Raw genomic sequence first — 25,226 nt, forward strand, 5'->3', positions numbered from 1 at the left:
GAGCAGGCTGGGTGCATGCGGTCTGATTCAGCGAGTGTAGATGGGATTGACTGATCCTTCCCCCGCTCCTGCGTGGGAATGATCAATCACCTACTTTCCTGTTACGACCAGCGCCGAAAAATCAGCGACGTATTAACCCCGCCAAAAGCAAAGTTATTGTTCATCACATACTGATTACTCATCTGCCGGAACTCGCCGCGCAGGTAATCGAGTTTGCCGCAGTGCGGGTCGACGTCGTCGAGGTTGAGGGTGTGGACGTACAGGTCGCGGTTCAGCATTTCGATGCTGAACCAGGATTCCAGCGCACCGCAGGCTCCGAGGGTGTGACCGAGGAAACTCTTCTGCGAGCTGATCGGCATGTGCTCGCCGAACAACGCGCTCGTTGCCAGTGTTTCGGCAATGTCGCCTTGTTCAGTGGCCGTGCCGTGACCATTCACGTAGCCGATGTCCGAAGGCTGTAACCCGGCGTCTTCCAGCGCCAGTTCCATGGCCCGGCGCATGGTGACCTGCTCTGGGCGGGTGGCGTGCTGGCCGTCGGCGTTGCTGCCGAAACCGACGAGTTCGGCGTGGATGTGCGCACCGCGAGCCAAGGCGTGTTCGAGTTCTTCGAGCACCAGCATGCCGCTGCCTTCACCGATCACCAGGCCATCGCGGCCGCTGTCGTAGGGGCGTGGGGAAGTCTGCGGTGCATCGTTTTTCAGGCTGGTGGCGTAGAGCGCATCGAAGACCATGGCTTCGGTGGGGCACAGTTCTTCGGCACCACCGGCAAGCATCAATGGCAGGCGACCAAACTTGACCGACTCGTAGGCATAACCGATGCCCTGACTGCCGCTGGTGCAAGCGCTGGAGGTGGGGATCAGCCGACCGGTGAGGCCGAAGAAGATGCTGATATTCGCCGCCGTGGTGTGCGGCATCATGCGCACATAGGAGTTGGCGTTCAGGCCCTCGGCCACCGAGTTGAGCAGCATGTTGCCGAACGCCTTGATCTCGTCGGTGCTGCCGGTGGATGAGCCGCAGGAAACGCCCATGCGCCCGTCCTTGATCGATTCGTCACCTAACAGCCCGGCATCGGCCAATGCCTGTTCTGCCGCGCCGACCGCCAGGCGCGAGACGCGGCCCATGCTGCGCAATTGTTTGCGGGTCCAGTGGCTCGGCACTTTGAAGTCGTCGATCGGCCCCGCCAGGCGTGTGTTGAGTTCGGTGAAGCGATCCCACTCGTCCATCCGGCGGATACCGCTGCGGTTGGCCGCGAAGTTAGCGGCGATGGTGTCCCAATCGCTGCCCAGTGAGGTGATGCCGGCCATGCCGGTGACGACGACGCGCTTCATCAGCACAGGCCTCCGTTGACGGCCAGAACCTGCCGGGTGATGTACGACGCTTCCGCCGACATCAGGAAATTCACCGCGCTGGCCACCTCTTTCGGGGTGCCCATGCGTTGTGCGGGGATCATTTTTATCATTTCTTCCACCGGCACGTTTTCATCGAGCATCGCGGTGTCGATCAAGCCGGGCGCGACACAGTTAACGGTAATTTTGCGCTTGCCCAACTCAATCGCCAATGCCTTCGCCGCGCCGATCAAACCGGCCTTGGAGGCGCTGTAGTTGACCTGGCCACGGTTGCCGATCAACCCGGAAACCGAGGTGATGCAAACAATCCGTCCGGCCGCGCGACGACGAATCATCGGCATCATCACCGGGTGCAGCACGTTGTAGAAACCGTCGAGGTTGGTGCCCATTACCACGTCCCAATCATCCTCGCTCAGGGCTGGAAAAGCACCGTCGCGCGTCAGGCCGGCGTTCAGCACCACGCCGTAATAGGCGCCGTGGGTTTCCACGTCCGCTTCGAGAATGGCTTTGCAGCTGGCACGGTCGGATACGTCGAATTGCAGAATGCGCACGTTGCGCCCCAAGGCTTCGATTTCGGCCTTCACGGCTTCAGCGTCCGCCAGGCCGCTGCGGCAATGCAGCACGATGTCATGCCCGGCCTGGGCCAGACGCAAAGCGATAGCGCGGCCGATGCCACGGCTGGAACCGGTGATCAGTACGGATTCAGTCATGGCTGGGTTCCTTGGGTTTCATGAAGGTATTGAGCAGCCTGAGGCGGACGGAACACGTTCAGACGAGCGGTGGCGTGAATGCCGGGCGCGGTGATGTGGCATTCGAACACGCCCATGCCGTTGTCGTCTTCCAGCGAGCGGATGCCGTGGATGGTCAGCTCGGTGCCGGCGGGGAAGTGCTCGACGTTGCATTCGAATTTGCGGGTGCCAAGCAGAAACCCCAGCTCCACGGCATCGCCACGCTGACGGGCATGGCAGCCGGCGTAGGCGGCGACGCTCTGTGCCATCAGTTCGATGCCGACCCAGGCCGGCAGGCTGCCATCCGGACGGTTGAACAGGCCATCGGGTTTGACCGTGAGACGGGTGTAAATCTGCTCGTCATCGAACGACAGGATCTGTTCGATGAAGATCATGTCGCCGGCGTGCGGCAGCAGCTCGGCGATCGACCAGTCAATCATGGGGCGTCTCCGATAATCAGGCTGACGTTGTTACCACCGAAGGCAAAGGAATTGCTCATCAGATAGCGAGGTGCAATGGACGTCAGGCGATCGGCCGGGGTCACCCACTTCAGGACGGGCAACTCGGGATCCGGTTGGCCGTCCCAGACGTGGGGCGGCAGGGCGTGCTCGCGGTTGCCTGCACTCAGGCTTAACCAGCAGAACGCCGCTTCCAGAGCGCCGGCCGCACCGAGGGTGTGGCCGGTCATGGGTTTGGTCGACGAACACGGCACACCCGCCGGGAACAACGTCGCCACCGCGAGGCTTTCCATGGCGTCGTTGTGTTGGGTGGCGGTGCCGTGCAGGTTCAGATAATCGATCTGTTGCGGTTGCAGTTGTGCTCGGCTCAAGGCTTTGCGCATCGCTTGCAGGGCGCCACGGCCGGTCGGTTCCGGTGCGGAAATGTGATGTGCATCGGAGCTGGCGCCACTGCCAAGCAGGGCAATCGGCTGGCTGTCGCCGACATTTTTGCTCATCAAAAACAGCACCGCCGCTTCGCCAATGTTGATGCCGTTACGGTTCACCGAAAACGGATTGCAGCGTTGCCCGGACACCGCTTCCAGCGCCGAGAACCCATTGAGGGTCAACTTGCACAGGCTGTCGACACCGCCACACAGCACCGCGTCGCAAACGCCCAGGTCCAGCAGTCGCTGAGCACTCATCAGCGCTCGGGCGCTGGAAGTGCAGGCCGTGGAGATCACATAGGCCGGGCCACTCAGTTGCAGCCAGTCGGCGAGGAAGTTTGCCGGGGCACCGAGTTCCTGTTGCTGATAGTCATAATCGGCCGGGAACTGATGCTCGCGGATGTAATGGGCCAGGCCGCGACTGGCTTCGTCGATGCCCGAGGTGCTGGTGCCCAGGACGATACCGATGCGGTCGCGGCCGTAGGTCTGGATCGCCTGGTCGATGTCTTCGCGAATTTGCAGCGCGGCTTCCAGCAGCAATTGATTATTACGGGTGCCTTGCGGCGCAAGCTCAGCCGGGATCGGCGCCAGTTCGCCGTGGACCGCGGCCACGGGCAACGACCGTTCCGCCACCCAACCGGCCTCATCACGCATGCCCGAACAGTCACCGGCAAACAGGTTGCGAGCGACTTCGGACTTGTCACGGCCCAGGGCGCAGATCACCCCGAGGGCGTTCAGGTAGGCCGTCATGGCGTGTCCCCACTGAGCGGCGTGACTTGATATTTCGGGCCTTTGGGCAGGTTCAATTCAAAGCTCATGGGTTGTGAGTAGCGGACTTCCCAGTGCGCTGGCAAGGACCGTTGCGAGCCATGCTGCCACGCGGCGGGATAGTTGCCCGACAGTTCATCTTTGGGGGTCAGTGCAAACAACAGCGCGGCGAACAGCTCTCGCGCTTCCGGATTGGGTGGCAGCAGGCCGTCAGCCTGCCACTCGCCGTCGACCAGTTTCTGGCGTGCCTGGGGAATGCCCAGCAAGTCCATCATCGACCAGCGAATGCCAGGGCCTTCACGCTGGATCACCAGCACCCAGTCCTGCCGTTGGTCGGCCACCAGACGCTGAATGTGCAATTGCAGCGGCAACGACAGGTTCGGGGTTTGCTCGGGCAGCGGCGCCCGGCTGGCACAGGCGCTCAGCAACAGGGCTGCGCCGAGGAGCAAAAATCTCAGGATGCCCGCTATCCCTGTGGGAGCGAGCCTGCTCGCGAATGCGTCAGCAGATCCAACACTATTGTTGACTGACACACCGCTTTCGCGAGCAGGCTCGCTCCCACAAGTTTGAGTTGCACTGAACATCACACGGCACCTTCAAGGGGTTTGCGCGCGACCACATTGACCAGGGTTTCTTCCCGTTGGCCAAAGGGCTTTGGCTGGCGCAGACCCAAGCGTTCAAACAGGCCGAAATCCTTGGCGCGGCTCCACCACAAGTATGGATAAGACACGTTTTGCGGGCCGAGTTCGAAACCCTGCTGGCGAATCATTTCCAGATATCCGGAGGCGCTCTTCTGCACGTGCATCGGATGACGGAACAACCAGCGGATCACCCAGGTATCAATGTAAGCCTCGGTGGATTCGGCGAACAGCAGATAGCCACCGGGCTTGAGCACGCGGTAGAACTCGGCCAGTGCCTGTTCCTGCTGCACCAGATGATGGAAGGTCTGGTGACAGAACAGCAGGTCGACGCTGGCGTCCGGGACGTTGATGCTCGCGCAGTCGCTGCCGATCAACTCCACTTCCATGCCCTGACGGACGGCTTCTTCACCGGCCAGGTTCAGGCTGTGAGGGTCGGCGTCCAGGCCGATCAGGCGCTGGGGGGCAAAGGTCTGGCGCAGGTACTGGAACGACTTGCCCTGACCGCAACCGGCATCCAGCAGCACCGGGTTGCTCGGCGGTGTTTCGCTGAACAGGCTGCGCAAATCGTTGATCGCCACTCGCAGTACATGGTGCTGCCAGGTGTGGCTGCGCAGGAACCAGAAACCGAAACGGGTTTCTTCGACGTAGGTGTCGCTCAAGTAGCTCATGTGGCATCCCTTGCACAGAGCTCCGAGAGCATCCGCAGCCGGCGCTTGGGTTCGGCAACGAACGGATTGCGCTCGTCCCAGGCATAACCGGCCAGAATCGAGCTGATCATGCGGCGAATATCCGGCGAGCCGCCCTCATGGTAAATCACATCCTGGAACGTCCCGGCGTACCAGCCTTCGACGTAGCAACGGAACGTGTCGACGCCGCGCTTGAGCGGGATGGCGAACTCAGTCTGCCAGTCGACATGTTCGCCTTGCAGTTGGCGATGCAGAACCCCGGCGGCCATGCTCGCCGAGCGCATGGCGATGGTCACGCCGGAGGAGAACACCGGGTCGAGGAATTCTGCTGCGTTGCCGAGCAGTGCAAAGCCTGGCCCGTGGAGGGTTTTGACGTTGGCCGAGTAGCCGCCGATGGTTCGAGCAGGCGTATCCCACACGGCGTTGTTAAGCACGCCGGCCAGGCTTGGGGTTTCAGCGATAAACCCTCGCAGGCACTCGTCCAGATTCTCCATGCGACCGTCGAAGTGTTCGGCTGCCGCGACCACGCCCACCGAGCAACGGCCGTTGCTGAACGGGATGGTCCAGAACCAGATGTCGCGGTGGATCGGATGGGTGGTGATGAGGATTTTTTCCCGCTCGAAGGCCGGGTTGTCGATGTGGTCTTCGACGTGGGTGAACACGGCCTGGCGCACCGGGAAATCCGACGGCGCTTCAAGGTCGAGCAAGCGCGGCAACACACGGCCGTAGCCGCTGGCATCCAGCACGAAATCGGCTTCGACGCGGTACTGACTGCCGTCTTCGCGAAGTACATCGAGCTGCGGTTTCGGCAGGGTGAAATCGGCGCTGACGATGGCTTCGCCGTAGCGAACGTCGACACCTTGCAGCGCGGCCTGATCGGCCAGTAGCTTGTCGAAATCGGCACGCAGGACCTGGAAGGTGGTCGGCTTGCCGTTGCTGAAAGTCTCGCCGAAATCAAAGGCGCTGTATTGCTCGCCCCAGGCGAATGCCGCACCGTTTTTCAGCTGGAATCCGGCGGCGTTCACCGCCTCGAGCATGCCGGCCTCTTCGACGAAATCCAGGCAGTGGGACAGCAGGCTTTCCCCGATGGAAAACCGTGGGAAATGCTGGCGTTCGATCATCAATACGTCATGACCTTTGCGCTTGAGCAGTGCGGCGGCGATGGCGCCCGATGGACCTGCACCGATCACCACGACCTGGCGATGTTCCATTTCAACTGTTGGCACGGGGGCTCCTTGCCGGGACGGCGATGTTCAGAGGGGTTCGGTGCATACCGACGAGTGCCGGCAGCAGTGTCGCGATCAGGCCCATCACCATCAGCGCGAAGTACAGCGCCGGGCTGATGAGTTGTTGTTGCAGCAGCAGGTTGAGAAAGACGATCTCGCTCAAGCCGCGAATATTCAGCAAGATACTTTCCCGCCAGCGACTGGCGCCTTCAAACGAGGCGCCGGCCCAGCCGAGGCCCAGCCAGTTGCCCAGCAGTTTACTGGCAATCGGGAACAGCAGCAGTGCGGCCAGTTGCACCCAGCCGAGGCTGGCCATGGCCGCGTGGACATTGATCTGTACGATGCCGAACGTGAGGATCAGCGGGATCGCGATATACGTCTGCAAGTGACTCATCCAGATCACCGGCAACGGCAGCACCAGCGGCACTTTGAGCGCGGCCATCCACAGCAGGTAACCGATACCGAAGATCAGCGCATTGAGCTTGAAGTGTTCCGCCACGACCAGCAGTGCGAAGAAGCAACCGCTGTGCAGCAACGGTTGGCGCAAGCGGAGCAGACGCAGCAGCAACGGCAGGCAAGCGCCGGCCAGCGGCAGCAGGAGGCTGCTCAGGTGCAGGCTGCCCTGGGCGATGGCGAACAGGGTCCAGCAAGTGAGGTCGATGAGGATCGCGGTCTGCACCAGTCGCCGGGTGGCGGCAGGCGGGTATTTGATGTGTCGCAGGTACAAGTACAAAACCGGAATCGCAGTGATGGCGAACAGCAGGCCGACCGCCAGGGAACTGATCCACGGTTGTGGTGGAAGCAGCCAGACCGCTGTCGCGAGGCCGCAGGCAAACGGAATGGAGAAACTCGGCAGGGCGATTTTCAGGCTCTGACGGTCGAGTCGCAGGTCAATCACGTCACTGAGAATGTGCCCCAGCAACAAGGCAAAACTCAGGCTGTAGACGTTTTTCAGCCAGACCGGCGCGACCAGCGCGGCGCCGCTCAATTGCCACTGGGGTTCGATCCAGAAGTACATCAGCAGCGGCAGGCCGAAGGTGGCCAGCAGCAACTGGCTGACGATAGGGATCACGCCGAAGTGACGACCGACACGGGTGGCCACGGCGAACAGCGCCAGGGCCATGACCCAGAACAAGGCGATCATCATGTTGCTGACTCCGTGACCGGGGCGGCGTGAACCTGGCGTCCGGCCCACGGCGCAAGAATGAAGCTGAACGCCAGGCCGAGGCTCACCGACAGACCGAAATTGCTCACCGCCGGCGTGCTGGACACCGCCAGCAAACCGAACGACAGCCAGGTGGTCAGCGCCGCCAGCAAGGTGCCCAGCAGGCTCACGGCAGCGCCGCCGACCTGTTCACGCATGAGGATCGCGTAATCGACACTGATGGCCGTCACCAGCAGCAGGCCGAACAGGCTGAACAGCGTCAGCGGTTGCCCCAGCCAGCCGAGACTGGCCAGGCTGCACAGCGCGGCCAGCAGCGGCAGGGCGACGATCCGCAGCGCGCCGCCGAAACCGAATGGAAGGATCAGCACCAGCACGATCAGCACACAGGAAGCGAGTTTCAACTCTGCGGCACTGATCTGGGTGTCGGCGAACACCTTGTTCAACTCACCGAGACGATCCACCAGTTCCACGCCCGGCAAATCCAGTGCCTGGACTCGCAGCAGAGAGGGATTGTTCAGGCCTTGCAGACTGACCATCGCCGCTACGCCGTCATCGGTCGGGCCCAGCCACAGCGCGCGATAAGGCTCGGCCAACGGACCGACCAGCGCCGCGTCGATGTCTTCGGTGGGCAGTGCCTGCAATTTGGTGAGCTCTGCTTGCAGCGCCTCGGCCGGCACGCCGACATCGAGCAGCGGTTGCCAGAACTGCGGCAACTTGTTCAGCGCTTCACGCACTTGCCGCTGTTCGGTGGGTTGGCTGACCAATTGATTGAGCGACAGATAACCCTGGAGTTTATCCAGGTTGACCAACTGATCCAGTCGCTCGCTCAGCGCGGTTTGGCGCTCCAGCAGTTGCTGCTGATTGGCGGCGCGTACCAGGAAGAACTGGCTGGTGGGTTGATAGCCGGTGATGCGCGCAATGGTTTGTGCTTCGTCAGTCAGTTGCTGAGGTGCACCGACCCACTGGCGAATGTCGTTTTTGGTGTCGAGCTGCAACAGACCGCCGACACAAAAGGCAATCAGCAGCGCCAGTAGCACTGGCGTGCTCGCGAGTTTGAGCAGCGCTTCACGGCACCCCAGCAAATACTCAGCCACCCGCAGCGGCCACTGCGCCGGTCGCAGGTCGACGCCTTTGAGCAGGGCCGGCAGCAGGCACACTGCGGACAAATAAGCGCCGAGCAGACCGGCGGCAGAGAACACAGCAATCTGGGTCAGCGCGGGGAACGGTGTCCAGGCCAGGGCCAGGTAACCGATGCAACTGGTGATCAGGCTCAGCGTCAGGCCCGGCAACGTCAGGCGCAGGGCCGGCCAACTGTGCCAGGGTTTCAGGCTCCAGCTCTTGGACAGGTAATGCAGCGGGTAATCGACCGCCACGCCGATCAGGCTCGAACCGAGCACCAACGTCATCACATGCATATGGCCGAACAGCGCGACGCAGGCCACTGCACCGAAGAGCATGCCGACCAGCACCGGAACGAAGGCCAGCAACACTCGCCAGCGCCGGAAGGCCAGCAGCAGCAGCAACAGAATCCCCGCCGTGGCACCACCACCGACCCAGGTCATTTCCCGCGTCGCTTGCTGTTGACCCGCTGCAGCGTAGAGCAGGCCGCTGGCGGCAAGCAGCTGCACGTCGGCCTGGGCGGCTTCTTCACGGCTGTGCTGGAGCAGGTCGGCCACTTGCAGCGGCAGGTTCATGTCGAAGGCGTTGCCCGTGGTGCGCGAGCGCAGCAGCACCCAACTCTTGCCGTCGGCATCGGCGACCAGCGCACCGCTGCCGATGTCCAGTTGCACCGCGCCGTGCTGCGGCTGGCTGTTCTGGATGCGCCCGGTCAGGCCCAGCCAGTCATCCTGGCTCGGCACGAGGCTGAAACCGGTGAAAGGGTCGAACAGCGCTTGTACTCGCTGCTGGATAAAGGCGTCGGGATGCTCGATCAGTTGCTGTCGGTCAGCCGCTGACAACATCGCGAGTCGACCATTGAGCAATTGCGTGCGCAGCGCCGGCAAGTCGGCTTGCAGGTTCCACTGGACCTTTTCGAACAAGCCGCTGGCCTGCCACTGCTCACCCAGTTTCTGCGCCATCGCTACCGCTTGCTGGCGATCGGTGTGGCCGACCAGCACCAGCATTTCTCGGTTCAGCGGTTCTTGCATGCGTTGTTCGGCACGCAGTTCCAGCGCGTCCGGCGCCGTGCCCGGGACCAGTTCCATCAGGTTGGCCGACAGCGGGGCGCCGTCACGCCATTGCCAACCGGCGAGCGCGAGCACCGCCAGCAGCAGGATCAGAAACAGCCGTGGAAGACTCCGTTCACTCGGCAAAGTCATGTTGCTCCGCGTCGCTCAACGGTTGTGCGCTGGTGCTGTCCTGCATGCGCAAAAGCGTGCTGTCGCCCTGGGTTTCGAGCAGCTCGATGCTGTGCACCAGTTCGCCGCCAGTAATGTTGATCTGAGTGAACACTTGCTTGAGCAGCATGGAACGCGGGATCAGCGTCAGCTTCCAGTTCTGTGCGTCGCCGCTCAGTGAAAGCTCGAAATCCCGTTGCAGCCCGCTGCTGTCGCCTTGCAGTACGGCGAGGAACAAGCGGTTCTGCTCGGCGCCGGCACTCTTGCTCGGCAGCATTTGCCAACCGTTGGCGTCACGCCGGGCGATGCCTTTGGTGCTAATGCGGTAATCCTGTTGCAGCGGAGTTTTCAGCAGCCAGAGCAAACCATGGTTTTTAGCGAGGACGAAAGTGCCCTTGCTGGTCAGCGGCTGGGGCAGGGCGCGCAAGTGTTTTTCCTGGATGAAGTTGCCGTGGATCACGTCAGGCTTGGCCAGTTGATCGCTGAGCTGTTGCAGATCGAAGGCGTTGGCGATCGATGACAAGCCAAGTAGCGCCAACGCGCCGAGGCATTTGAAGAACGGGGTCATGCGAGCATCCTTTCAACAGCGTCGGTGAAGACCTTGGGTGAGGCCAACTGCATTTCGCGGCTGCTCATGTCGACGGCGACCTGCACGGAACTGGCGCGGGTCAAGCGCTCGCCGGTTTCCAGATCGCTGATCAGGTAGCTGATCTTCAGACGGTTCTCCCATTCCACCAGATTGGCGCGCACGTTCAGCTTTTGGCCGAACACCGCGCCGCGCACATAGCGCAATTGCAGATCGATCACCGGCCACGCGTAGCCCGACTCGACCATGGCCGTGTAGTTGTGGCCGATCTTGTCCAGCAGCGCGCAGCGGGCGACTTCCAGGTATTTGATGTAATGGCCGTGCCAGACGACGTTCATGGTGTCGACATCAAAGAACGGCACGAGGATTTCCGTATCGGTGTGAAGCACTCCCTTGCTACGCATGCAGCCTCCAGTGTTGCTCGGCGATGCGTTGCAGGCACAGGCGCAATTCACCTTCCAGCGCGCGGTCTTCGATGACCGGCGGGAAGTCCTTGGCCAACTCTTCGTGCATGGCGGCCAGGGCTGGCGGCAATGGACGTGCATCCTCGGCCTTGCTGCGCAGCCAGACGCCTTGGTTGGCGGCCAGCAGGGTGGCAGCGGCGACCTGTTCGGTCAGCTCCAGCACGCGAATCGCATCGCGGGCAGCGATGGTGCCCATGCTCACTTTGTCCTGGTTGTGGCACTCGGTGGAGCGCGAGAAGACACTGGCCGGCATGGTGTTTTTCAACGCTTCGGCGGTCCAGGCGCTGGTGCCGATCTGCACGGCCTTGAAGCCGTGATTGAGCATCGCGCGGTCAGCGGTGGCGCCGGACAGGTTGCTTGGCAGGCCATGGTTGTAACGCTCGTCCACCAGCAGGGCGAGTTGACGGTCGAGCAGGTCGGCGACGTTGGCCACCAGGTTTTTCAGGCTGTCCATGGCGAACGCAATGTGGCCGCCGTAGAAGTGCCCGCCGTGCAGCACGCGCTCGGCTTCGGCATCGATGATCGGGTTGTCGTTGGCACTGTTGAGCTCGATCTCAATGAACGAGCGCAGCCAGTTCAGGCTATCGGCCAATACGCCGAGGACATGCGGCGCGCAACGCAGGGAGTAGCGGTCTTGCAGGCGATGCAGCGGTGCGGTCGGCGCGTCGATCGCCAGATCCTTGCGCAACCATGCGGCGACCTGCATTTGCCCCGGATGCGGTTTGGTGGCAAACAGGCGCTCGTCGAAGTGCTCGGGGTTGCCTTGCAGGGCGACCACATTCAACGCGGTGATGCGAGTCGCCAGTTGCAGCAGGTAATCGGCGCGGGCATAGGCCAGGCAGGCGAGGCCGGTCATGACGGCGGTGCCGTTCATCAAGGCGAGGGCTTCTTTAGGGCGCAATACCAGCGGCTCCCAACCCAGTTCGCGGTGCACATCGGCCGCTTGTCGGCGTTCGCCACGGAACATCACTTCGCGCTCGCCGGACAACGTCGCGGCGACATAGGACAACGGCGTCAGATCACCGCTGGCGCCCACCGAGCCCTCTTCCGGGATCAGCGGCAGAATGTCGTGTTCGAGGAAGGCTTGCAGGCGTTCCAGCAGTTCCACGCGCACCCCGGACACGCCGTGGCAAAGCGACTGCAAACGCGCCGCCAGTACCGCGCGAGTGGCCTGTGCGTCGAGCAGTTTGCCCAGGCCGCAGCCGTGGAACGTGTACAGATGACGGGGCAATGCCTCGACGTGATGCAGCGGCACCGCGACCACGCAAGAATCGCCGTAGCCGGTGGTCACGCCGTAGATCACGCCTTCCTTGTCCAGCAGGGAGTCCAGGAATCGCGCACCCTTGGCGATACGCTCGCGGTACGCAGGGTCGCCTTGCAACTGCGTCGGCACCTGACGGTTGGCCAGGGCCAGCACGTCTTCGATGCGCAAAGGGAGTTCGCCGAAGGTTACCGGCTCAAGCGTTGGCGTCGTCATCGGTCTTCCAGAAAGGGTAAAAGTTGAACCATTGTTGGGGCGCTTCAAGGCAATAGTGACCCAAGCGTTCGGCATAGCGGGAGGCCCACTGATGAATGACCTGCTCGCGGTCGCTGCGCTTCCACACCACGGCCTCGGCGAACGGTTCGAGGGTCAGTCGATAGTCGCCCGTCGGCTTCTTCAGGCACAGCATCAGGTTGATCGGGCATTTCAGCAGACCGGCCAGCAACCATGGCCCCTGAGGGAACGCGGCTTGATGGCCGAGGAAGTCCACCGTCACGCTGCGCCCGCCGTGCAGCGGCACGCGGTCGCCGGCAATCGCCAGCCATTCGCCGCGCTCCAGGCGTTCATGGAGTTGCAGCATGATCAGCGGGTCCAGCTCGCTGACCTGTATCAGCCGCAAATTGGTCGCGCCGGCTTCACCGAGCAAACGGTTGAATTGTTCGGCGTGCTTGGTGTGCACCAGCACGTTCATCGTGACTTTTTCGCCGATCTCGGCCAGCGCACGGCAGACCTCGAGATTGCCCAAATGCGCGCCTACCAGCATCTGTCCGCGGGTGCCGCGCAGTTGATTGCGCAGCAATGCCGGGTCGATGATTTCAATCTGCTCGATGCTCAGCTTGCCGTTCCATACGTCGAGCTTGTCGAGCATGGAATCGGCGAAGGCCATGAACTGGCCGAACACCCGCCAATGGGTCGGGCGCAATTCGTTGCGACCACTCCAGTCGGCGAGACGTTGCTGGTATTGCCAGGCGCTGTGACGAGCGCTGCGGCCGAACAGGAAAAAGTACAGAACGATGCCGTACAACAGTGGGCTCAGCAGCCGACGGCCCAGCACTTTCGCGCAGAATGCGGTGAATTTCATCAGCCAGAAGCTGCCGCGCTCTTCGCGATCAGCCCAGTGCTTTTTATCCGCGTCAGTGCTCATGCTCGCCACCGTCGCCAGAGGATCACTGGCGCCCGCAGCAACATGCCGAAGAACAACCGGGTGTGCATGCTCGTAATCAGCACGTTGTCGTGGAACAGGCGGAAATGCGAGACGCCATCCAGCGGGTAATGGACGTTGGTTTGCAGCCATTGCATGGGCAGATTGCGCCAGGCCAGTCGTACGAGAATGTCTGAGTCGAAGTCCATGCGCTTGCCGATCTTCGCCGAATCGATCAGCGCCAGGGTCGGTGGTAACGGATAGACACGGAAGCCGCACATGGAATCGCGAATCTGCAACGACAGGGTGTTGATCCAGACCATGACGTGAGTCAGGTAGCGGGCGTACAAACGACCTTTCGGCACGCTGGCGTCGTATCGCGGATAGCCGCAGATCACCGCCTCGGGATGGGCGCGTGACAATTCGATGAAGGTCTGGACGTCTTGCAGATCATGCTGACCGTCGGCATCCACCTGCAAGGCATGGCTGAAGCCCAGGCGCGAGGCTTCGCGAAAACCGGTCATGACCGCGCCACCCTTGCCTTGGTTGGCGCCGAGCCGGATCAGGAACACCTTGTCGCGCTGGGCCAGTTGATCGAGCACCTTTGCACAGGCCGGGCTGCTGGCATCGTCCACCAAAATGCATGGCAGGCTACTGGCGAGCAGCGCGTCAACCACCGTGGTGATGGCGGTTTCGTGGTTGTAGACCGGGACGATTGCACAGGGGTTATGCATCGCCTGCAGCCTCCAGCAAGATCCGCCCACTGGAGCAGGTCGCGGTCTCGTTGCGATAGGTGAAATACAACTTGCTGCGCGTCGGATCGAAGCGCAGGTGCAGCTGGACTTCATCGCCGGGGCGTACCAGTTGCTGGAATTTCAGCACTTCCATGCCAGCGAATTTTGCCGGCAGGTCCATCAATTGCTGGCCCAACGTGAGCGCCCATTCCACTTGCACCACACCGGGCAATACCGGCGCCTGGGGGAAGTGGCCGCTGAAGTAGGCGAGGTCGGGTGGTACCGCCAGTTGCAGGCTCCATTCGCCATCGACTTCGACCTGATCCAGCACTTCCGGCGTCTTTGGACGCGGTGCCAGCAGCAGGGCTTCAACGGTGGCCTGGGGCAATTTGCCTTGAGCGTTCAGCGGCAATTGCCGCAGCAGGCGCCAGCGTCGTGGCAAGGCCAGGGCTTCGCAATGCTGGCTCAGGTGCTGACGCAGTTCTTGTGTGAGGGTGCGTCGACCCTGATTGCGCAAGGCATGCAGGCCTGACTCGGTCAGCACCAGCAGCGCACCCAGCGAAGCGCGGTTTTCCTGAACCACGCCAAGACGTGCTTCGGCGACCCAGTCGTGGGCCATCAGGGCCTGTTCCAGCATCGGTAGCGAGATACGTTTTTCTTCCAGTTTGACGATTCGGTCCAGCCGTCCGAGCAGTTCGAATCGGCCGTCGGCAGCGATTCGCGCGGCATCCGCGGTGTGTTCGATATGCCCGGGAGGCAAGTACGGCGAAGCAATGAGCAGGGCGCCGTCGCTGTCCTGGCTCAATTCGATGTCAGCAAAGGGCTGCCAGAGCGCGTGGCCCTGACGCCAGGCGATGCCGCCGGTTTCCGAGCTGCCGAGGATTTCTGTCGGCCACTGCTGCAGGCGTTGCTGAAGGCTTTGCGCGGCCTCGGCCGGCAATGCACCGCCGGAGGAAAATACTCGGCGGACCGCACTTAATGCGGGCCAGTCGAGGTTGTCGCCCATGCGTTTGAGCAGCGCCGGGCTGGCGACCCAGGCGAACACCGGGTGTTCGCGGCTGGCGCGCTGCAGGTCTTCAGGGAATGCCAGTTGCTTGCGCACAAACGAGCGCCCGGCGCACAGCGGCCACAGCACCCGAAACAACAATCCGTAAATATGCTGAGTAGCGACGCTGCCGATAATGCAAGCCGCGCCAAGATCGGTACCCCAGAGCTGCTCCAGCGCTTCGACTTCATTGGCCAGTTGGCGCAGGGTTTTGTCGATGCGCTTGGGCTCGCCACTGGAGCCGGACGTGCACAGGCTCAGCGAACAGCGATCCAGATCCAGCGCGGCGGCCATCAACGGTGGATGCCGGTAATCGCTCAGGTGCGCGTCATCGGTCTGATCGGTCAGCCACAGATCGACTTCGGTCGACCAGCGCTGGCGAGTCTGGGCTTGAAGGTCTGCGGGCAGCAGCACGCTGACCCCGGCGCGCCAGGCACCGAGCAGGGCAATCGCCAGGTCAGCCGCGTCCTCAAGGTGCACGGCAATACGCCGCACACCCAGGGCTTGCAGGCCCGCGGCGAGGCTTAACGCCTGTTCGCACAGCTGTGTGTGATTCAGTGCCGGTTCGGCCGTCACGGCACGTTCCGGTTGCGCCTTGAGCAACAGGTGCTCAAGTTTTATCCAATTCATGGGTGGCCTCGTACCCGTTGTCGTATAAGCCATTCAATGGCAAACAGCAGGCCCATCAATCCGTAGGAAATCAGGCCGGTGTACAACATCCACCAACTTAGCGGCGCCCAGAGGGTCAGGGCGGCGGCGAGCAAACCGTTACAGAGGAAAAACACGCACCAGACGATCGTCACCTGGCGGGTATAAACAATCGCCTTGGCCGGCAGTTGCGGTTCGCGCAATCGCGCCAGGCGTTCGATGATCGGCGGGCCAACGATCAAGCTCAGGCCAAACAGCCCGAGCATGAACGCGCTGATCAGCACCGGGTACCAGCGCAACAGCAGCGGGCTGTCGAACAACGCCAGCAACAGGCAAAAAGCAATCGCGGTGATTGCCATCCACAGGCTACCGGGGCGCCGCGTGCCGAGCAGTGCCCGGGCCAGCCACAGGCTGCCCAGAAGCAGACCAAACTGCCACGGCGCGAAATGTTCCATGCCGAAATACACCGCAAAGGGGTACAGCAGGCCCGCCAGCAGCAGGCCGAGGCCGATCAGTCGGCTCATGCGGCCGGCTGAACCAGACGGTAGACCGCCTCGACCACGTCGCTGACGGTACGCACCGATTTGAACTCTTCGGCAGCGATTTTCTTGCCGGTCTGGCGTTTGATGTGATCGATCAGGTCGACCGCGTCAATGCTGTCGATTTCCAGGTCCTGATACAGGTTGGATTCGAGGCTTACGCGCTCGGGGTCCAGCTCGAAGAGTTCGACCAGAGCATCGCGCAGGGTGTTGAAGATGTCGTCACGAGTTTGCATGGTCCGGTCTCAAGCTGCCTGTTTTGCAGTGACGAACGCCGCAAGGCTCGTCACGTTGCTGAAGTGATTGCGGGTGTCTTTGGCGTCGGCGTCGATTTTGATGCCGTACTTTTTCTGGATTGCCAGGCCGAGTTCCAGAGCGTCTACCGAATCCAGGCCCAAGCCTTCGCCGAACAGCGTCTGGTCGTCGCCGATGTCTTGTGCGCTGATGTCTTCAAGGCCCAGGGCGTCGATGATCAGTTCTTTGATTTCACGGTGTAGATCGCTCATCTTCGGCGAGCTCCTTAATATAGTAATGATGCAAATAGTCATTGAGCTTGCGCGAGGCCTGAGGAGCAGGGCCCTGCGAGGCGAAGGCTTGTGGGTCTATATCGGCCCCGACACGGAAACTGAAGTGCACACGGCGTTTGGGGATCCGATACCAGGGCTCGGCCTTGGTCAACGTGGTCGGGTTGACCTTGATGATCACCGGGGTGAGGATTTTCGCACCGCGCAGAGCGATTGCCGCAGCACCCCGATGGAAGGCTGGCGCCTGACCGGGCTGAGTGCGGGTGCCTTCAGGAAAGATGATCAGGGTCTGGCCGCTTTTCAGCGCGTCGGCAGCGGCATCGAGCATGTCCATGCTGCCGTCGTTGCTGATGTATTCGATGCAGCGCAGCGGGCCGCGGGTAAAGGGGTTCTCCCAGAGGCTTTTCTTGACCACGCAGTTGGCGTGGCGCACCAGGCCGATCAGGAACACCACATCAATCAGCGACGGGTGATTGGCAATGATCATTTGCCCCGGTCGACCGAGTTTTTCGGCGCCCTGGATGTCGTAAGTCAGCACGCCGGTACGAGCCATGAACCGCACAAAAAACCAGAACAGGCGAGCGACGGTATTCCGCGCTCGCCGCCGGTGTGTCCGGGCATCGCCGGGCAGGCAGTTCAGTAGCGGGAAAACCACAAGCCGCAGGCACAGCCCGCCCAACCCGAAGAGGGTGAAGCTTGCGGCGGTAGCCAGCAGGCGCCAGTAATAGGCGTCGCGGTTTTTATCGGTTACAGGTTGCGTTGCCAGGTCCATACACGATTTTTCCAGGCATGTTGGCAGGTTGTCTGCTGGCCGAGCAGGGTACTCAATAGGTTCAGGGCATGGGGCCAGTGGGCTTTGGACAACTCATCCGCGGCGCTGTTCAGGGACAACTGCCAGTCGTTTCCGGGGGTGATCAGCAGGCCGACCGCGTAAGGGAACGGCACGTCGTCGATCCAGGTCGAGTAGGCTTCGGGCGGTTGCTCTTCGGTGACAATCAGCAGTACCGCGGGAGCGCCCTCGGAAAGCAAAGCCGCGGCCTCTAGCATGCCGTGTTCAAGGCCGTCGCCGGCTGCAGCGAGGGCAGTCATTTCGCTGGTTTCGCCGCGCATGATCGACCACAGGCCGATGATCGCGTTGTGCACGGACAGGCTGAATTGAGTCGGCGACAGCGGTTGATCGGCAGCCAGGTCGCTGAGGATATCGAAAGTGCGCGGGGTTTCGCCGTGGCGAGAAATAAAGACCAACGGTAGGTCCTGACGGCCATCGGCCAAGGGCCAGCCGACACTGAACGCCATCCGCGCCAGACGACTGAGTCGCCGGCGCTGCATGGCCGGCAGAAACGAGACGTCGGGGGCGGCATCGCTGCTCGCAAGCACGACCGGTTGTCGGCTCCAGGCTTGCCAATCGTCCACGCTTTCGAGCCCAGGGGCCCACGCGCGCCATTGGGCGATGTTGAAATTGATCACAGACATTCATCCCGCCCCTGCGGGCTTCCTTGACGCGGTGATTCGCAAAAAACGCGAACTACCTTACGTAGCGCTTAGCGCCGAGTGGCGCGCATTATCCCGTTGCAGCGGGCGTGTAGCAAATGATGGTTACATTTTGCTCAATGAAATGTACCGGTTGGTTCGTGCATAGCTGTCGTTTGGCCATTATCCACATCGTGGTGGTCATGTCTGTCGGCTCTGTCAGTGGTCAACGGCAGAGTTAGCGGATTTTTTATTAAGAGATTGCCGATGACTGTGTAGTCCCGATGTCGGCGAGGTAGCTAAGCAGCGCCGTGGACTACTACACTCGGTCATTCTTTGATACACGGAGGTTTTGACATGCGGCGCGTGGTGTTCAATCAGAAAGGTGGCGTAGGCAAATCCAGCATTGCCTGCAATCTGGCGGCGGTCAGTGCCAGCGAGGGTTATCGCACACTCTTGGTGGATCTCGATGCCCAGGCCAACTCCACTCAGTACCTGACGGGCCTCACCGGTAATGACATTCCGATGGGCATTGCCGACTTTTTCAAACAGACCCTGTCTTCCGGACCGTTCTCGAAGAAAAATCAGGTCGATATCTACGAAACCCCATTCGACAACCTCCACGTCATCACGGCCACAGCTGAACTGGCTGACTTGCAGCCCAAGCTTGAGGCCAAACACAAGATCAACAAGCTGCGTAAATTGCTCGAGGAGTTGGAAGGCGATTACGACCGGATTTACCTTGATACCCCGCCAGCACTGAACTTCTACGCAGTTTCGGCCCTGATTGCCGCTGATCGTGTGCTGATTCCGTTCGATTGCGACAGCTTCTCGCGTCAGGCGTTGTACGGCTTGTTGGCAGAAATCGAAGAATTGAAGGAAGACCATAACGAAGGGCTGGAAGTCGAAGGGATTGTCGTTAACCAGTTCCAGGCTCGCGCCAGTCTGCCCCAGCAAATTCTCGACGAACTGATCGCCGAAGGCCTGCCGGTGTTACCGGTGTACCTGGGCAGCTCGGTGCGCATGCGTGAATCCCACCAGGCCAACACGCCGCTGATCCACCTCGACCCGCGTCATAAGCTGACGCAGCAATTCGTCGATCTGCACAACCTTCTCGAAAGCACCTGATTCCTGCAAACAACACCGAACCACTGTGGGAGCGAGCTTGCTCCGGGCGGCGTTCCGACGATGGCGACCTGCCAGTTAACATCAATGTTGAATGTCACGCCCTCATCGCGAGCAAGCTCGCTCCCACATTTCGATCGGTGTGTTTTTTGAGTTCTTGGTCAGATCCCTTGGCTATGCAACCAGCTCATCAATTGCGGTAACGGAAAGGCGCCGCTCTGACGCGCCACTTCCCGGCCGTTCTTGAACAGAATCAGGCTCGGGATCGAACGGATCCCCAGCTGCGCCGACAGCTGCTGGTTCGCCTCGCTGTCCAGCTTGGCCAGTCGACACTTGCCCGCCAATTGCACTGCCGTCTGCTCGAACACCGGCGCAAACGACTTGCACGGCCCACACCAATCCGCCCAAACGTCCACCAGCAACGGCAGATCACCTTTGATCTGGCTGGCGTAATCGCTTTGCTTCAGTTCGAAGGGTTTACTCAGCAGGACTTCGGCTTTGCAGCGACCGCATTTTGGATGGTCGTTGAGGCGTTCGGCAGGGATGCGGTTGAGGCCGTTGCAGTGGGGGCAGGGGATGTGGAGTGGGTCAGACATGGTTGGCTCTTCGAAAGTTGGCAGGCGATGCGATGGATCTGGAGGCAAAGCCCCCGTTTATCAAGGCAGAGATATGTAGGCAGGAGCCTTCTGCAATTGGAGAGGTGGCCTACAGGTCAGGGTGCCTCTGTCTGCTAGATAGCGAGTGATTCAACTCTTAATCTTCACTCGCACTTTCCGATAGCAACCAAATAGGCACAAAAATGAGCGATATCGTCAAACAAGCCATTGAATATTGGCCGTCCGTATCATGGTTGTTAAAACGACCTGAATCCGAAACTGAATACGAACGGTTGGTCGAATCGCGCAATGAGTTGCTAGAAATGATGGGCAACGATGAATTGCATCCGCTGGAGGGTCTGGTGTCGATCATAGGCGACCATATCGAAGCCTACGATCTCGAGCACCGATCAATGCCAATCTGAAATATTCAGTGTTCTACCTCAAGAAGAACAACTGATCTCCAGATGCTTGCCCCATTCCGGCGGCCGCTCGGCGTAACTCTCCATCCCCGGCTGCTCCTCGAACGGATTGCTCAGCACCGCGTGCAACCGGCGAACTTCTGCATAGTCGCCGCTTTCCGCCGCATCAATGGCTTTCTGCGCCAGGTAGTTGCGCAGGATGTAGAGCGGATTGACCGCATGCATGCGTTTACGGCGTTGTGCCTGATCAGCCTCGCCTTCACGGGCAACCCGGGCGATGTAGAGCTCGCCCCAGGCATCGAAGCCCTTGATGTCGACAAAGTCATCGCGCAACCGGGCGACGGCCGGTTCCGGTGATTCATCGCCGAGGCGGCGGAAGAACAAGGTGTAATCGACGCCACTGTTCTGCATCAGTTGCAGCAGGTGCTCCAGCAGTTTCTGGTCATCGTCTTCGGCCATGGTGAAACCAAGGCGGCGGCGCATCAGGTCCAGGTAATGGGCCTGGTACAGCGGCAGGTACAGGCCGAGGGTTTCACGCAGGGCTTCGACACTGATGAACGGCGTCAGGGCCTGGGCCAGGGCGCTGAGGTTCCACTGGCCGATCGGCACCTGGTTGCTGAAGGAGTAACGACCCTGGTCATCGGAGTGGTTGCAGATGAAGTGGGCGTCGAAGTCGTCGAGGAAGGCGAACGGGCCGTAGTCGAAGGTAATGCCGAGGATCGACATGTTGTCGGTGTTCATCACGCCGTGGCAGAAGCCATAAGCCTGCCATTTGGCGATCAGCTCGGCATTGCGCTCGACGATTTCGCGGAACATCGCCAGGTACGGTTCTGGCTGTTCCAGGCATTCCGGGAAATGCATGGCCAGCACGTGGTCGCCGAGTTCTTTCTGCTTCTCGGGACGTTTGGTGTAGTAGAAATATTCGAAATGCCCGAAACGCACATGGCTCGGCGCCATGCGCAGGACCATGGCCGCGCGTTCCGGCTTCTCGCGCCACACCGGCGTGTCGGAGCCGATCACGCATAGGGCGCGGGTGGTCGGGATGTTCAGGGCATACAGCGCTTCGGAGGCGAGAAATTCGCGGATCGAGGACCGCAGCACCGCCCGTCCATCACCCATGCGTGAAAAGGGCGTCTGGCCGGCACCCTTGAGGTGCAGGTCCCAATGCTCGCCGGCCTCGTTGTAGACCTCGCCCAGCAACAGACCGCGACCATCGCCCAACTGTGGGTTGTAGGAACCGAACTGATGACCTGAATAGACCATCGCCCTCGGGATCGCGTCAGCCCAGAGCTTATGGCCGCTGAACAGTTCGGCAAACTCCGGCGTTTCGGCCACGGTAGGGTCGAGATCGAGCAGCGCCATGGCGGCGGGGCTGGCCACCACCAGGCGCGGGTTGTCGATCGGCTCGGGCAGCACGTGGGCGGAAAACGTATCGCCCAGGCGGGCGAAACGATTATCGAAGGTCAGTTCGTCGAGGGCTTTCAAGGGCCATCTCCAGCAGAATGTCCGAGCATTCTGCTAGGGATAAGCCGCTTAGTCGAGCTTGGCCGGTGGTGGCTCTTGCGGCGACTTGCCATCAACCAGCGGCACGATGGTTTTGGTTTCCGGCTCGATGGGCACCATTTTGTATTCCTGGCCGTGGAGATTCTTGAGGTAAACCTCCATCTGCCGGAACGAGATGTTGATGTGCTGTTTCTTGAACTCGCGGTTGATGAAGCGGTTGACCTCATCGAGCACCGGGTTACGGTCACCGAGGTCACGCACGTGCATGCGCAACTCATGGTCGAGGGTGCTTTCGCCGAAGTTCAGGAAATACACGTGGGGTTCCGGGTCTTTCAATACTCGCGGGTTATCGCGCGCGGCCTTGAGCAGCAATTCCTTGACCAGGTCCAGGTCCGAGCCGTAATCGACACCGAGCTTGAGGGTCACTCGGGTGATGGTGTCGGTCAGGGACCAGTTGATCAGTTGCCCTGTAATGAACGTCTTGTTCGGGACGATGATGTCCTTGCGGTCGAAGTCGGTGATGGTCGTGGCGCGGATGCGGATCTTGCTCACCGTACCGGACAGGTTACCAATGGTGATGGTGTCGCCAATCCGCACCGGACGCTCGAACAGGATCATGATCCCGGAGATGAAGTTCGCGAAGATTTCCTGCATCCCGAAGCCGAGACCCACCGACAGCGCCGCCACCAGCCATTGCAACTTGTCCCAACTCACGCCGAGGGTCGACAGGGTCGAGACGAAACCGATGCCAGCGATCACGTAAGACAGCAAGGTGGTGGTGGCATAGGCACTGCCCTGAGCCAGGTTCAGCTTCGACAGCACCAACACTTCCAGCAACCCCGGCAAGTTGCGCGCGAGGGCGAAGGTGATGCCGATGATGATCAGCGCGCCGAGCATGTCGCCAATGCTGATCGGCACCATGCTCATGTTGGCGCCAGTGCCGCTGGTGTATTCGTAGAGGGTGACGTTGTCCAGATACGAGAACACCGAGATCAAGTCGGACCAGACCCAATACAGCGCCGCGATGAACCCGCCAAGCAGTGCCAGGCGGATCAGGCGCAGGGACTGTTCGTTGACCTTCTCGATGTCCAGGGTCGGCTCTTCGATCACCGCTTCACCGTCACCGGCCTCTTTCGCAGCCTGGCGTTTGGCCAGGGCGCGCTGGTAGGCCAGACGGCGTGCCGCAACGCTGAGGCCGCGCACGAAGGTGGCCTCGATCACCAGCCAGAACATCAGCAGGTAAAGGGTATTGATCAACCGGTCACTGAGCTTCAGCGCGGTGTAGTAGTAGCCAAAGCACACCGCCACGAACAACGCGACAGGCAGGACGGTGAACATGATCCCCACGGCCTTGCGGAACAGCGAAGCGTTCTGGTGAGTCGGGCTGCTGATCAACAGGCGGCTGAGCAGCCAGGCCATCAACGCGTAGCAGGTCAGCACTACCGGCATGCCGAGTACGTCATCGGCCAGGGTCGCGGGTTGCAGCTCGGCGACTGCCACCACCGCGACCAACGCCATGACCACCAGCCCGAGTCGACGGACCCAGCCCTGCAGGAATTCGACCTGAGGTTTTTCCCAGCGGAAATGCAGTTCGGCCACGCCGCCCGGCGCGAGGATCCGGTAAGCGGTGTAGAACACTAGCCAGGCCTGGGCCATTTGCAGCAGCGCCGCGCCCATGTTCGCGTTTTGTCCGCGGGCGTCGATTTGCAAGGCCAGGCCACACAAGGCCAGGCCCAGGGAGACCGGCATCGCCAGCAGAATGTTGATCAGGATTGCCTGCGGCGTGTGCCACTGGCTGTCGCGTTTGAAGTGGCCGATGTCCTGGTGAACTTTGCTCAGTCGGGCATACAGGCTTTTGCGCCGCCACAGCAGGGCACCGATCAACAGCGCCAGGGGCAGGAACAGCAGCGGCCGTTGGGTCAGACCGTCACTTAATTCGCTCAGGCTGGAAGCCCACGGCAGCGTAGTGACCTGACGTTCCAGGCGCTCCGGTACGGCGCGCATCCACTCCGGGTCCAGCGGTTTGTTGCTGGGAATCCAGAACATCTGCTCATCGAGGGTCGCCCGCAGGCTTTGCGCGGTGCTGAGCAGTTGCTTCTGATTGAGTTGCAACGTGATGGATTCGTTGAGCACCGCGCTGAGTTCGCGGTTCAGCCGCTCCAGCAGGTCGGCGCGGGTCGTGGCCAGTTCCAGCAGGCTCTTGCGCAGTTGCGGGGTGACCTGCTCGGGAGGCTGAGTCGACAGCAGGTTGTCGACGTAGGTCGCCGGGTTGCTGAGCAGTTCCCGTTGCTGGCTGACTTCGAATTGATAGAGGCGAATATCGGCGATCTGGTCGGCCAGGTCACGGTCGAGCTTGAGGCGTGGCAGGGCCTGTTTCTGTTTGTAAAGAATCTTGGAGAGCAGCAGGCTGCCCTTTAGCACGTTGATCTGCTCGTCCAGCGCCGAATCGCTCTGGGTCACGTTGTCCAGTTGCTGCTTGGTCTGCAGGTTCTGCTGGGTGACTTCGTTGAGGCGGTCAGTGCTTTTGAGCAGATAGTCCGAGAGTTTCAGGTTGGCCGCGCTTTCGGTAGCCAGCAGGGTGCTGCCGCCGGACTTTTGCGCTTCGATGGATTGCTGCGTCACCGTCTCCTGGGACTGGGCCAGGCGCTTCTGGTTGATCAGGGTTTGCAGCTCCTGGATTTCCTGATCCAGACGATCGGATTTTTCCGAGAGCAAGTCATGCTGGCTGTTGCCCAAGTCCTGCAGTTGATTGTTGCCGGCCAGTTCCTGGCGACGCAACGGAATCAGGGCGTTCAGTGCTGCGAGTTCGGCGTTGAGCAGGTCGCGTTGCTCAGGGGTCAAGGTCTTGCCAGCGTCCTTGCCGATCTTGAGGATGTTGTTGATCTGCTGGATGCGTGTCTGGCTGGTGGAAATTTCGGCCTGTGCGCGCTCGGGGCGGGTCTGGGCAGTAATCACCAGACTGTTGGCGTCAGCCAGGGCTTTCTGCAGATCGCTTTGCTGGGTGGAGCGCTCGGTGAGCATTTGCTCCAGTTGCTGAATAGGCTCTTTGGCATAGCGCTGCGGTACTGGCAGCACTTTGGAGGCTTTGAGCTTGGTCAGTTCTCGCTGGTTCTCGATGTTCTGCTTTGGGGCGTTGGCCAGTTGCTGCTTGAGATCGGCCAGTTTCTGCTCGTAATCACGCTGGTTGTTGAGCTGTGTCAGCGTGCTTTGCAGGATGCTCTGGAGGGCTTTCTGATCGGCTTCCGGCAATTTGCGGTCGGCGATCTTGTTCAGGTTTGCCTGCACGGCTTCGCTGGACGGCGGTTCGGCCGCTTGCAATGTACCGACAGAAAGACTCAAGCCCAGCAGGGCCATGACGAAAAAGGTGCGCAGGGTTGACATAGAGACCG

The 25,226-nt window shown here is 61.1% G+C and carries 25 protein-coding genes; 2 read left to right on the top strand and 23 right to left on the bottom strand.

The genetic code is table 11. From position 1 onward, the window contains the following. Nucleotides 1-101 precede the first annotated feature (101 nt). From ACA056_RS01950 to ACA056_RS02045, 20 genes are read right to left on the bottom strand one after another with little or no spacing between them, the layout of a single operon-like run. Nucleotides 102-1,328 carry a beta-ketoacyl-ACP synthase gene (locus tag ACA056_RS01950; protein ID WP_497270090.1) on the bottom strand — a complete coding sequence of 409 codons (1,227 nt, stop codon included), beginning with the start codon at nt 1,326-1,328 and terminating at the stop codon, nt 102-104. Then, a complete protein-coding gene (locus ACA056_RS01955; protein ID WP_497270092.1) occupies nt 1,328-2,056 on the bottom strand; it encodes a 3-ketoacyl-ACP reductase FabG2 in 729 nt (242 codons plus the stop codon). Before ACA056_RS01955 ends, ACA056_RS01950 begins: the two co-directional genes overlap by 1 nt. Beyond that, a complete protein-coding gene (locus tag ACA056_RS01960) occupies nt 2,053-2,514 on the bottom strand; it encodes a hotdog family protein (RefSeq protein WP_497270094.1) in 462 nt (153 codons plus the stop codon). Before ACA056_RS01960 ends, ACA056_RS01955 begins: the two co-directional genes overlap by 4 nt. Next, the gene (locus ACA056_RS01965; RefSeq protein ID WP_497270096.1) at nt 2,511-3,707 is read right to left on the bottom strand and encodes a beta-ketoacyl-[acyl-carrier-protein] synthase family protein; all 1,197 of its coding nucleotides are present in this window, start codon (nt 3,705-3,707) and stop codon (nt 2,511-2,513) included. Before ACA056_RS01965 ends, ACA056_RS01960 begins: the two co-directional genes overlap by 4 nt. Beyond that, on the bottom strand, nt 3,704-4,309 hold the full coding sequence (locus tag ACA056_RS01970) for a hypothetical protein (RefSeq protein ID WP_497270098.1): 606 nt from the start codon (nt 4,307-4,309) through the stop codon (nt 3,704-3,706). The genes ACA056_RS01965 and ACA056_RS01970 overlap by 4 nt, the downstream gene beginning before the upstream one ends. Continuing rightward, entirely contained in the window at nt 4,309-5,034 is a 726-nt protein-coding gene (locus ACA056_RS01975; protein WP_497270100.1) for a class I SAM-dependent methyltransferase, read from the bottom strand. The genes ACA056_RS01970 and ACA056_RS01975 overlap by 1 nt, the downstream gene beginning before the upstream one ends. Then, entirely contained in the window at nt 5,031-6,278 is a 1,248-nt protein-coding gene (locus ACA056_RS01980; protein WP_497270102.1) for an NAD(P)/FAD-dependent oxidoreductase, read from the bottom strand. The genes ACA056_RS01975 and ACA056_RS01980 overlap by 4 nt, the downstream gene beginning before the upstream one ends. After that, nucleotides 6,265-7,425 (bottom strand): cation:proton antiporter, encoded by a 1,161-nt coding sequence (locus ACA056_RS01985; protein ID WP_497270104.1) that lies wholly within the window; start codon nt 7,423-7,425, stop codon nt 6,265-6,267. The genes ACA056_RS01980 and ACA056_RS01985 overlap by 14 nt, the downstream gene beginning before the upstream one ends. Then, nucleotides 7,422-9,761, bottom strand: coding sequence for an MMPL family transporter (locus tag ACA056_RS01990; protein WP_497270106.1), 2,340 nt, complete (start codon nt 9,759-9,761; stop codon nt 7,422-7,424). Before ACA056_RS01990 ends, ACA056_RS01985 begins: the two co-directional genes overlap by 4 nt. Continuing rightward, the gene (locus tag ACA056_RS01995; protein WP_497270108.1) at nt 9,745-10,347 is read right to left on the bottom strand and encodes an outer membrane lipoprotein carrier protein LolA; all 603 of its coding nucleotides are present in this window, start codon (nt 10,345-10,347) and stop codon (nt 9,745-9,747) included. The genes ACA056_RS01990 and ACA056_RS01995 overlap by 17 nt, the downstream gene beginning before the upstream one ends. Continuing rightward, entirely contained in the window at nt 10,344-10,769 is a 426-nt protein-coding gene (locus tag ACA056_RS02000; RefSeq protein ID WP_033055401.1) for an acyl-CoA thioesterase, read from the bottom strand. The genes ACA056_RS01995 and ACA056_RS02000 overlap by 4 nt, the downstream gene beginning before the upstream one ends. Then, a complete protein-coding gene (locus ACA056_RS02005) occupies nt 10,762-12,306 on the bottom strand; it encodes an HAL/PAL/TAL family ammonia-lyase (protein ID WP_497270110.1) in 1,545 nt (514 codons plus the stop codon). Before ACA056_RS02005 ends, ACA056_RS02000 begins: the two co-directional genes overlap by 8 nt. Then, complete coding sequence (locus ACA056_RS02010; protein WP_497270112.1) at nt 12,287-13,234, bottom strand: lysophospholipid acyltransferase family protein; 948 nt, start codon at nt 13,232-13,234, stop codon at nt 12,287-12,289. The genes ACA056_RS02005 and ACA056_RS02010 overlap by 20 nt, the downstream gene beginning before the upstream one ends. Next, the gene (locus tag ACA056_RS02015) at nt 13,231-13,965 is read right to left on the bottom strand and encodes a glycosyltransferase family 2 protein (RefSeq protein WP_497270114.1); all 735 of its coding nucleotides are present in this window, start codon (nt 13,963-13,965) and stop codon (nt 13,231-13,233) included. Before ACA056_RS02015 ends, ACA056_RS02010 begins: the two co-directional genes overlap by 4 nt. Then, nucleotides 13,958-15,640, bottom strand: a complete 1,683-nt coding sequence (locus ACA056_RS02020; protein WP_497270116.1) for an ApeI family dehydratase — start codon at nt 15,638-15,640, stop codon at nt 13,958-13,960. The genes ACA056_RS02015 and ACA056_RS02020 overlap by 8 nt, the downstream gene beginning before the upstream one ends. Next, entirely contained in the window at nt 15,637-16,182 is a 546-nt protein-coding gene (locus tag ACA056_RS02025; RefSeq protein ID WP_497270118.1) for a COG4648 family protein, read from the bottom strand. Before ACA056_RS02025 ends, ACA056_RS02020 begins: the two co-directional genes overlap by 4 nt. Next, nucleotides 16,179-16,433, bottom strand: a complete 255-nt coding sequence (locus ACA056_RS02030; RefSeq protein WP_007992314.1) for an acyl carrier protein — start codon at nt 16,431-16,433, stop codon at nt 16,179-16,181. The genes ACA056_RS02025 and ACA056_RS02030 overlap by 4 nt, the downstream gene beginning before the upstream one ends. A gap of 9 nt (nt 16,434-16,442) precedes the next feature. Then, nucleotides 16,443-16,703: a phosphopantetheine-binding protein gene (locus ACA056_RS02035; protein WP_497270121.1), complete on the bottom strand. Its 261-nt coding sequence runs from the start codon at nt 16,701-16,703 to the stop codon at nt 16,443-16,445. Then, nucleotides 16,684-17,493 carry a lysophospholipid acyltransferase family protein gene (locus tag ACA056_RS02040; protein WP_497270123.1) on the bottom strand — a complete coding sequence of 270 codons (810 nt, stop codon included), beginning with the start codon at nt 17,491-17,493 and terminating at the stop codon, nt 16,684-16,686. Before ACA056_RS02040 ends, ACA056_RS02035 begins: the two co-directional genes overlap by 20 nt. Next, the gene (locus ACA056_RS02045) at nt 17,469-18,194 is read right to left on the bottom strand and encodes a beta-ketoacyl synthase chain length factor (protein WP_403138960.1); all 726 of its coding nucleotides are present in this window, start codon (nt 18,192-18,194) and stop codon (nt 17,469-17,471) included. Before ACA056_RS02045 ends, ACA056_RS02040 begins: the two co-directional genes overlap by 25 nt. 354 nt (nt 18,195-18,548) lie before the next feature. Here ACA056_RS02045 and ACA056_RS02050 point away from each other — a divergent pair, with 354 nt between their 5' ends. Further along, nucleotides 18,549-19,319: a ParA family protein gene (locus tag ACA056_RS02050; RefSeq protein WP_497270125.1), complete on the top strand. Its 771-nt coding sequence runs from the start codon at nt 18,549-18,551 to the stop codon at nt 19,317-19,319. A 158-nt stretch (nt 19,320-19,477) separates the two neighbouring features. On the opposite strand, the gene trxC is transcribed toward ACA056_RS02050, so the two are convergent. After that, complete coding sequence (trxC, locus tag ACA056_RS02055; protein ID WP_497270127.1) at nt 19,478-19,912, bottom strand: thioredoxin TrxC; 435 nt, start codon at nt 19,910-19,912, stop codon at nt 19,478-19,480. 203 nt (nt 19,913-20,115) lie between these two features. Between trxC and ACA056_RS02060 the strand changes: the two genes are divergently transcribed. Next, entirely contained in the window at nt 20,116-20,337 is a 222-nt protein-coding gene (locus ACA056_RS02060; RefSeq protein ID WP_497270129.1) for a hypothetical protein, read from the top strand. A gap of 18 nt (nt 20,338-20,355) precedes the next feature. On the opposite strand, the gene selO is transcribed toward ACA056_RS02060, so the two are convergent. Both selO and mscK read right to left on the bottom strand, forming a co-directional pair. Further along, the gene (gene selO, locus ACA056_RS02065) at nt 20,356-21,819 is read right to left on the bottom strand and encodes a protein adenylyltransferase SelO (RefSeq protein ID WP_497270131.1); all 1,464 of its coding nucleotides are present in this window, start codon (nt 21,817-21,819) and stop codon (nt 20,356-20,358) included. Nucleotides 21,820-21,867: 48 nt separating this feature from the next. Continuing rightward, nucleotides 21,868-25,218 carry a mechanosensitive channel MscK gene (mscK, locus tag ACA056_RS02070; protein WP_497270133.1) on the bottom strand — a complete coding sequence of 1,117 codons (3,351 nt, stop codon included), beginning with the start codon at nt 25,216-25,218 and terminating at the stop codon, nt 21,868-21,870. Nucleotides 25,219-25,226: the final 8 nt, after the last annotated feature.

The organism is Pseudomonas sp. LBUM1666 (genome assembly GCF_059695775.1).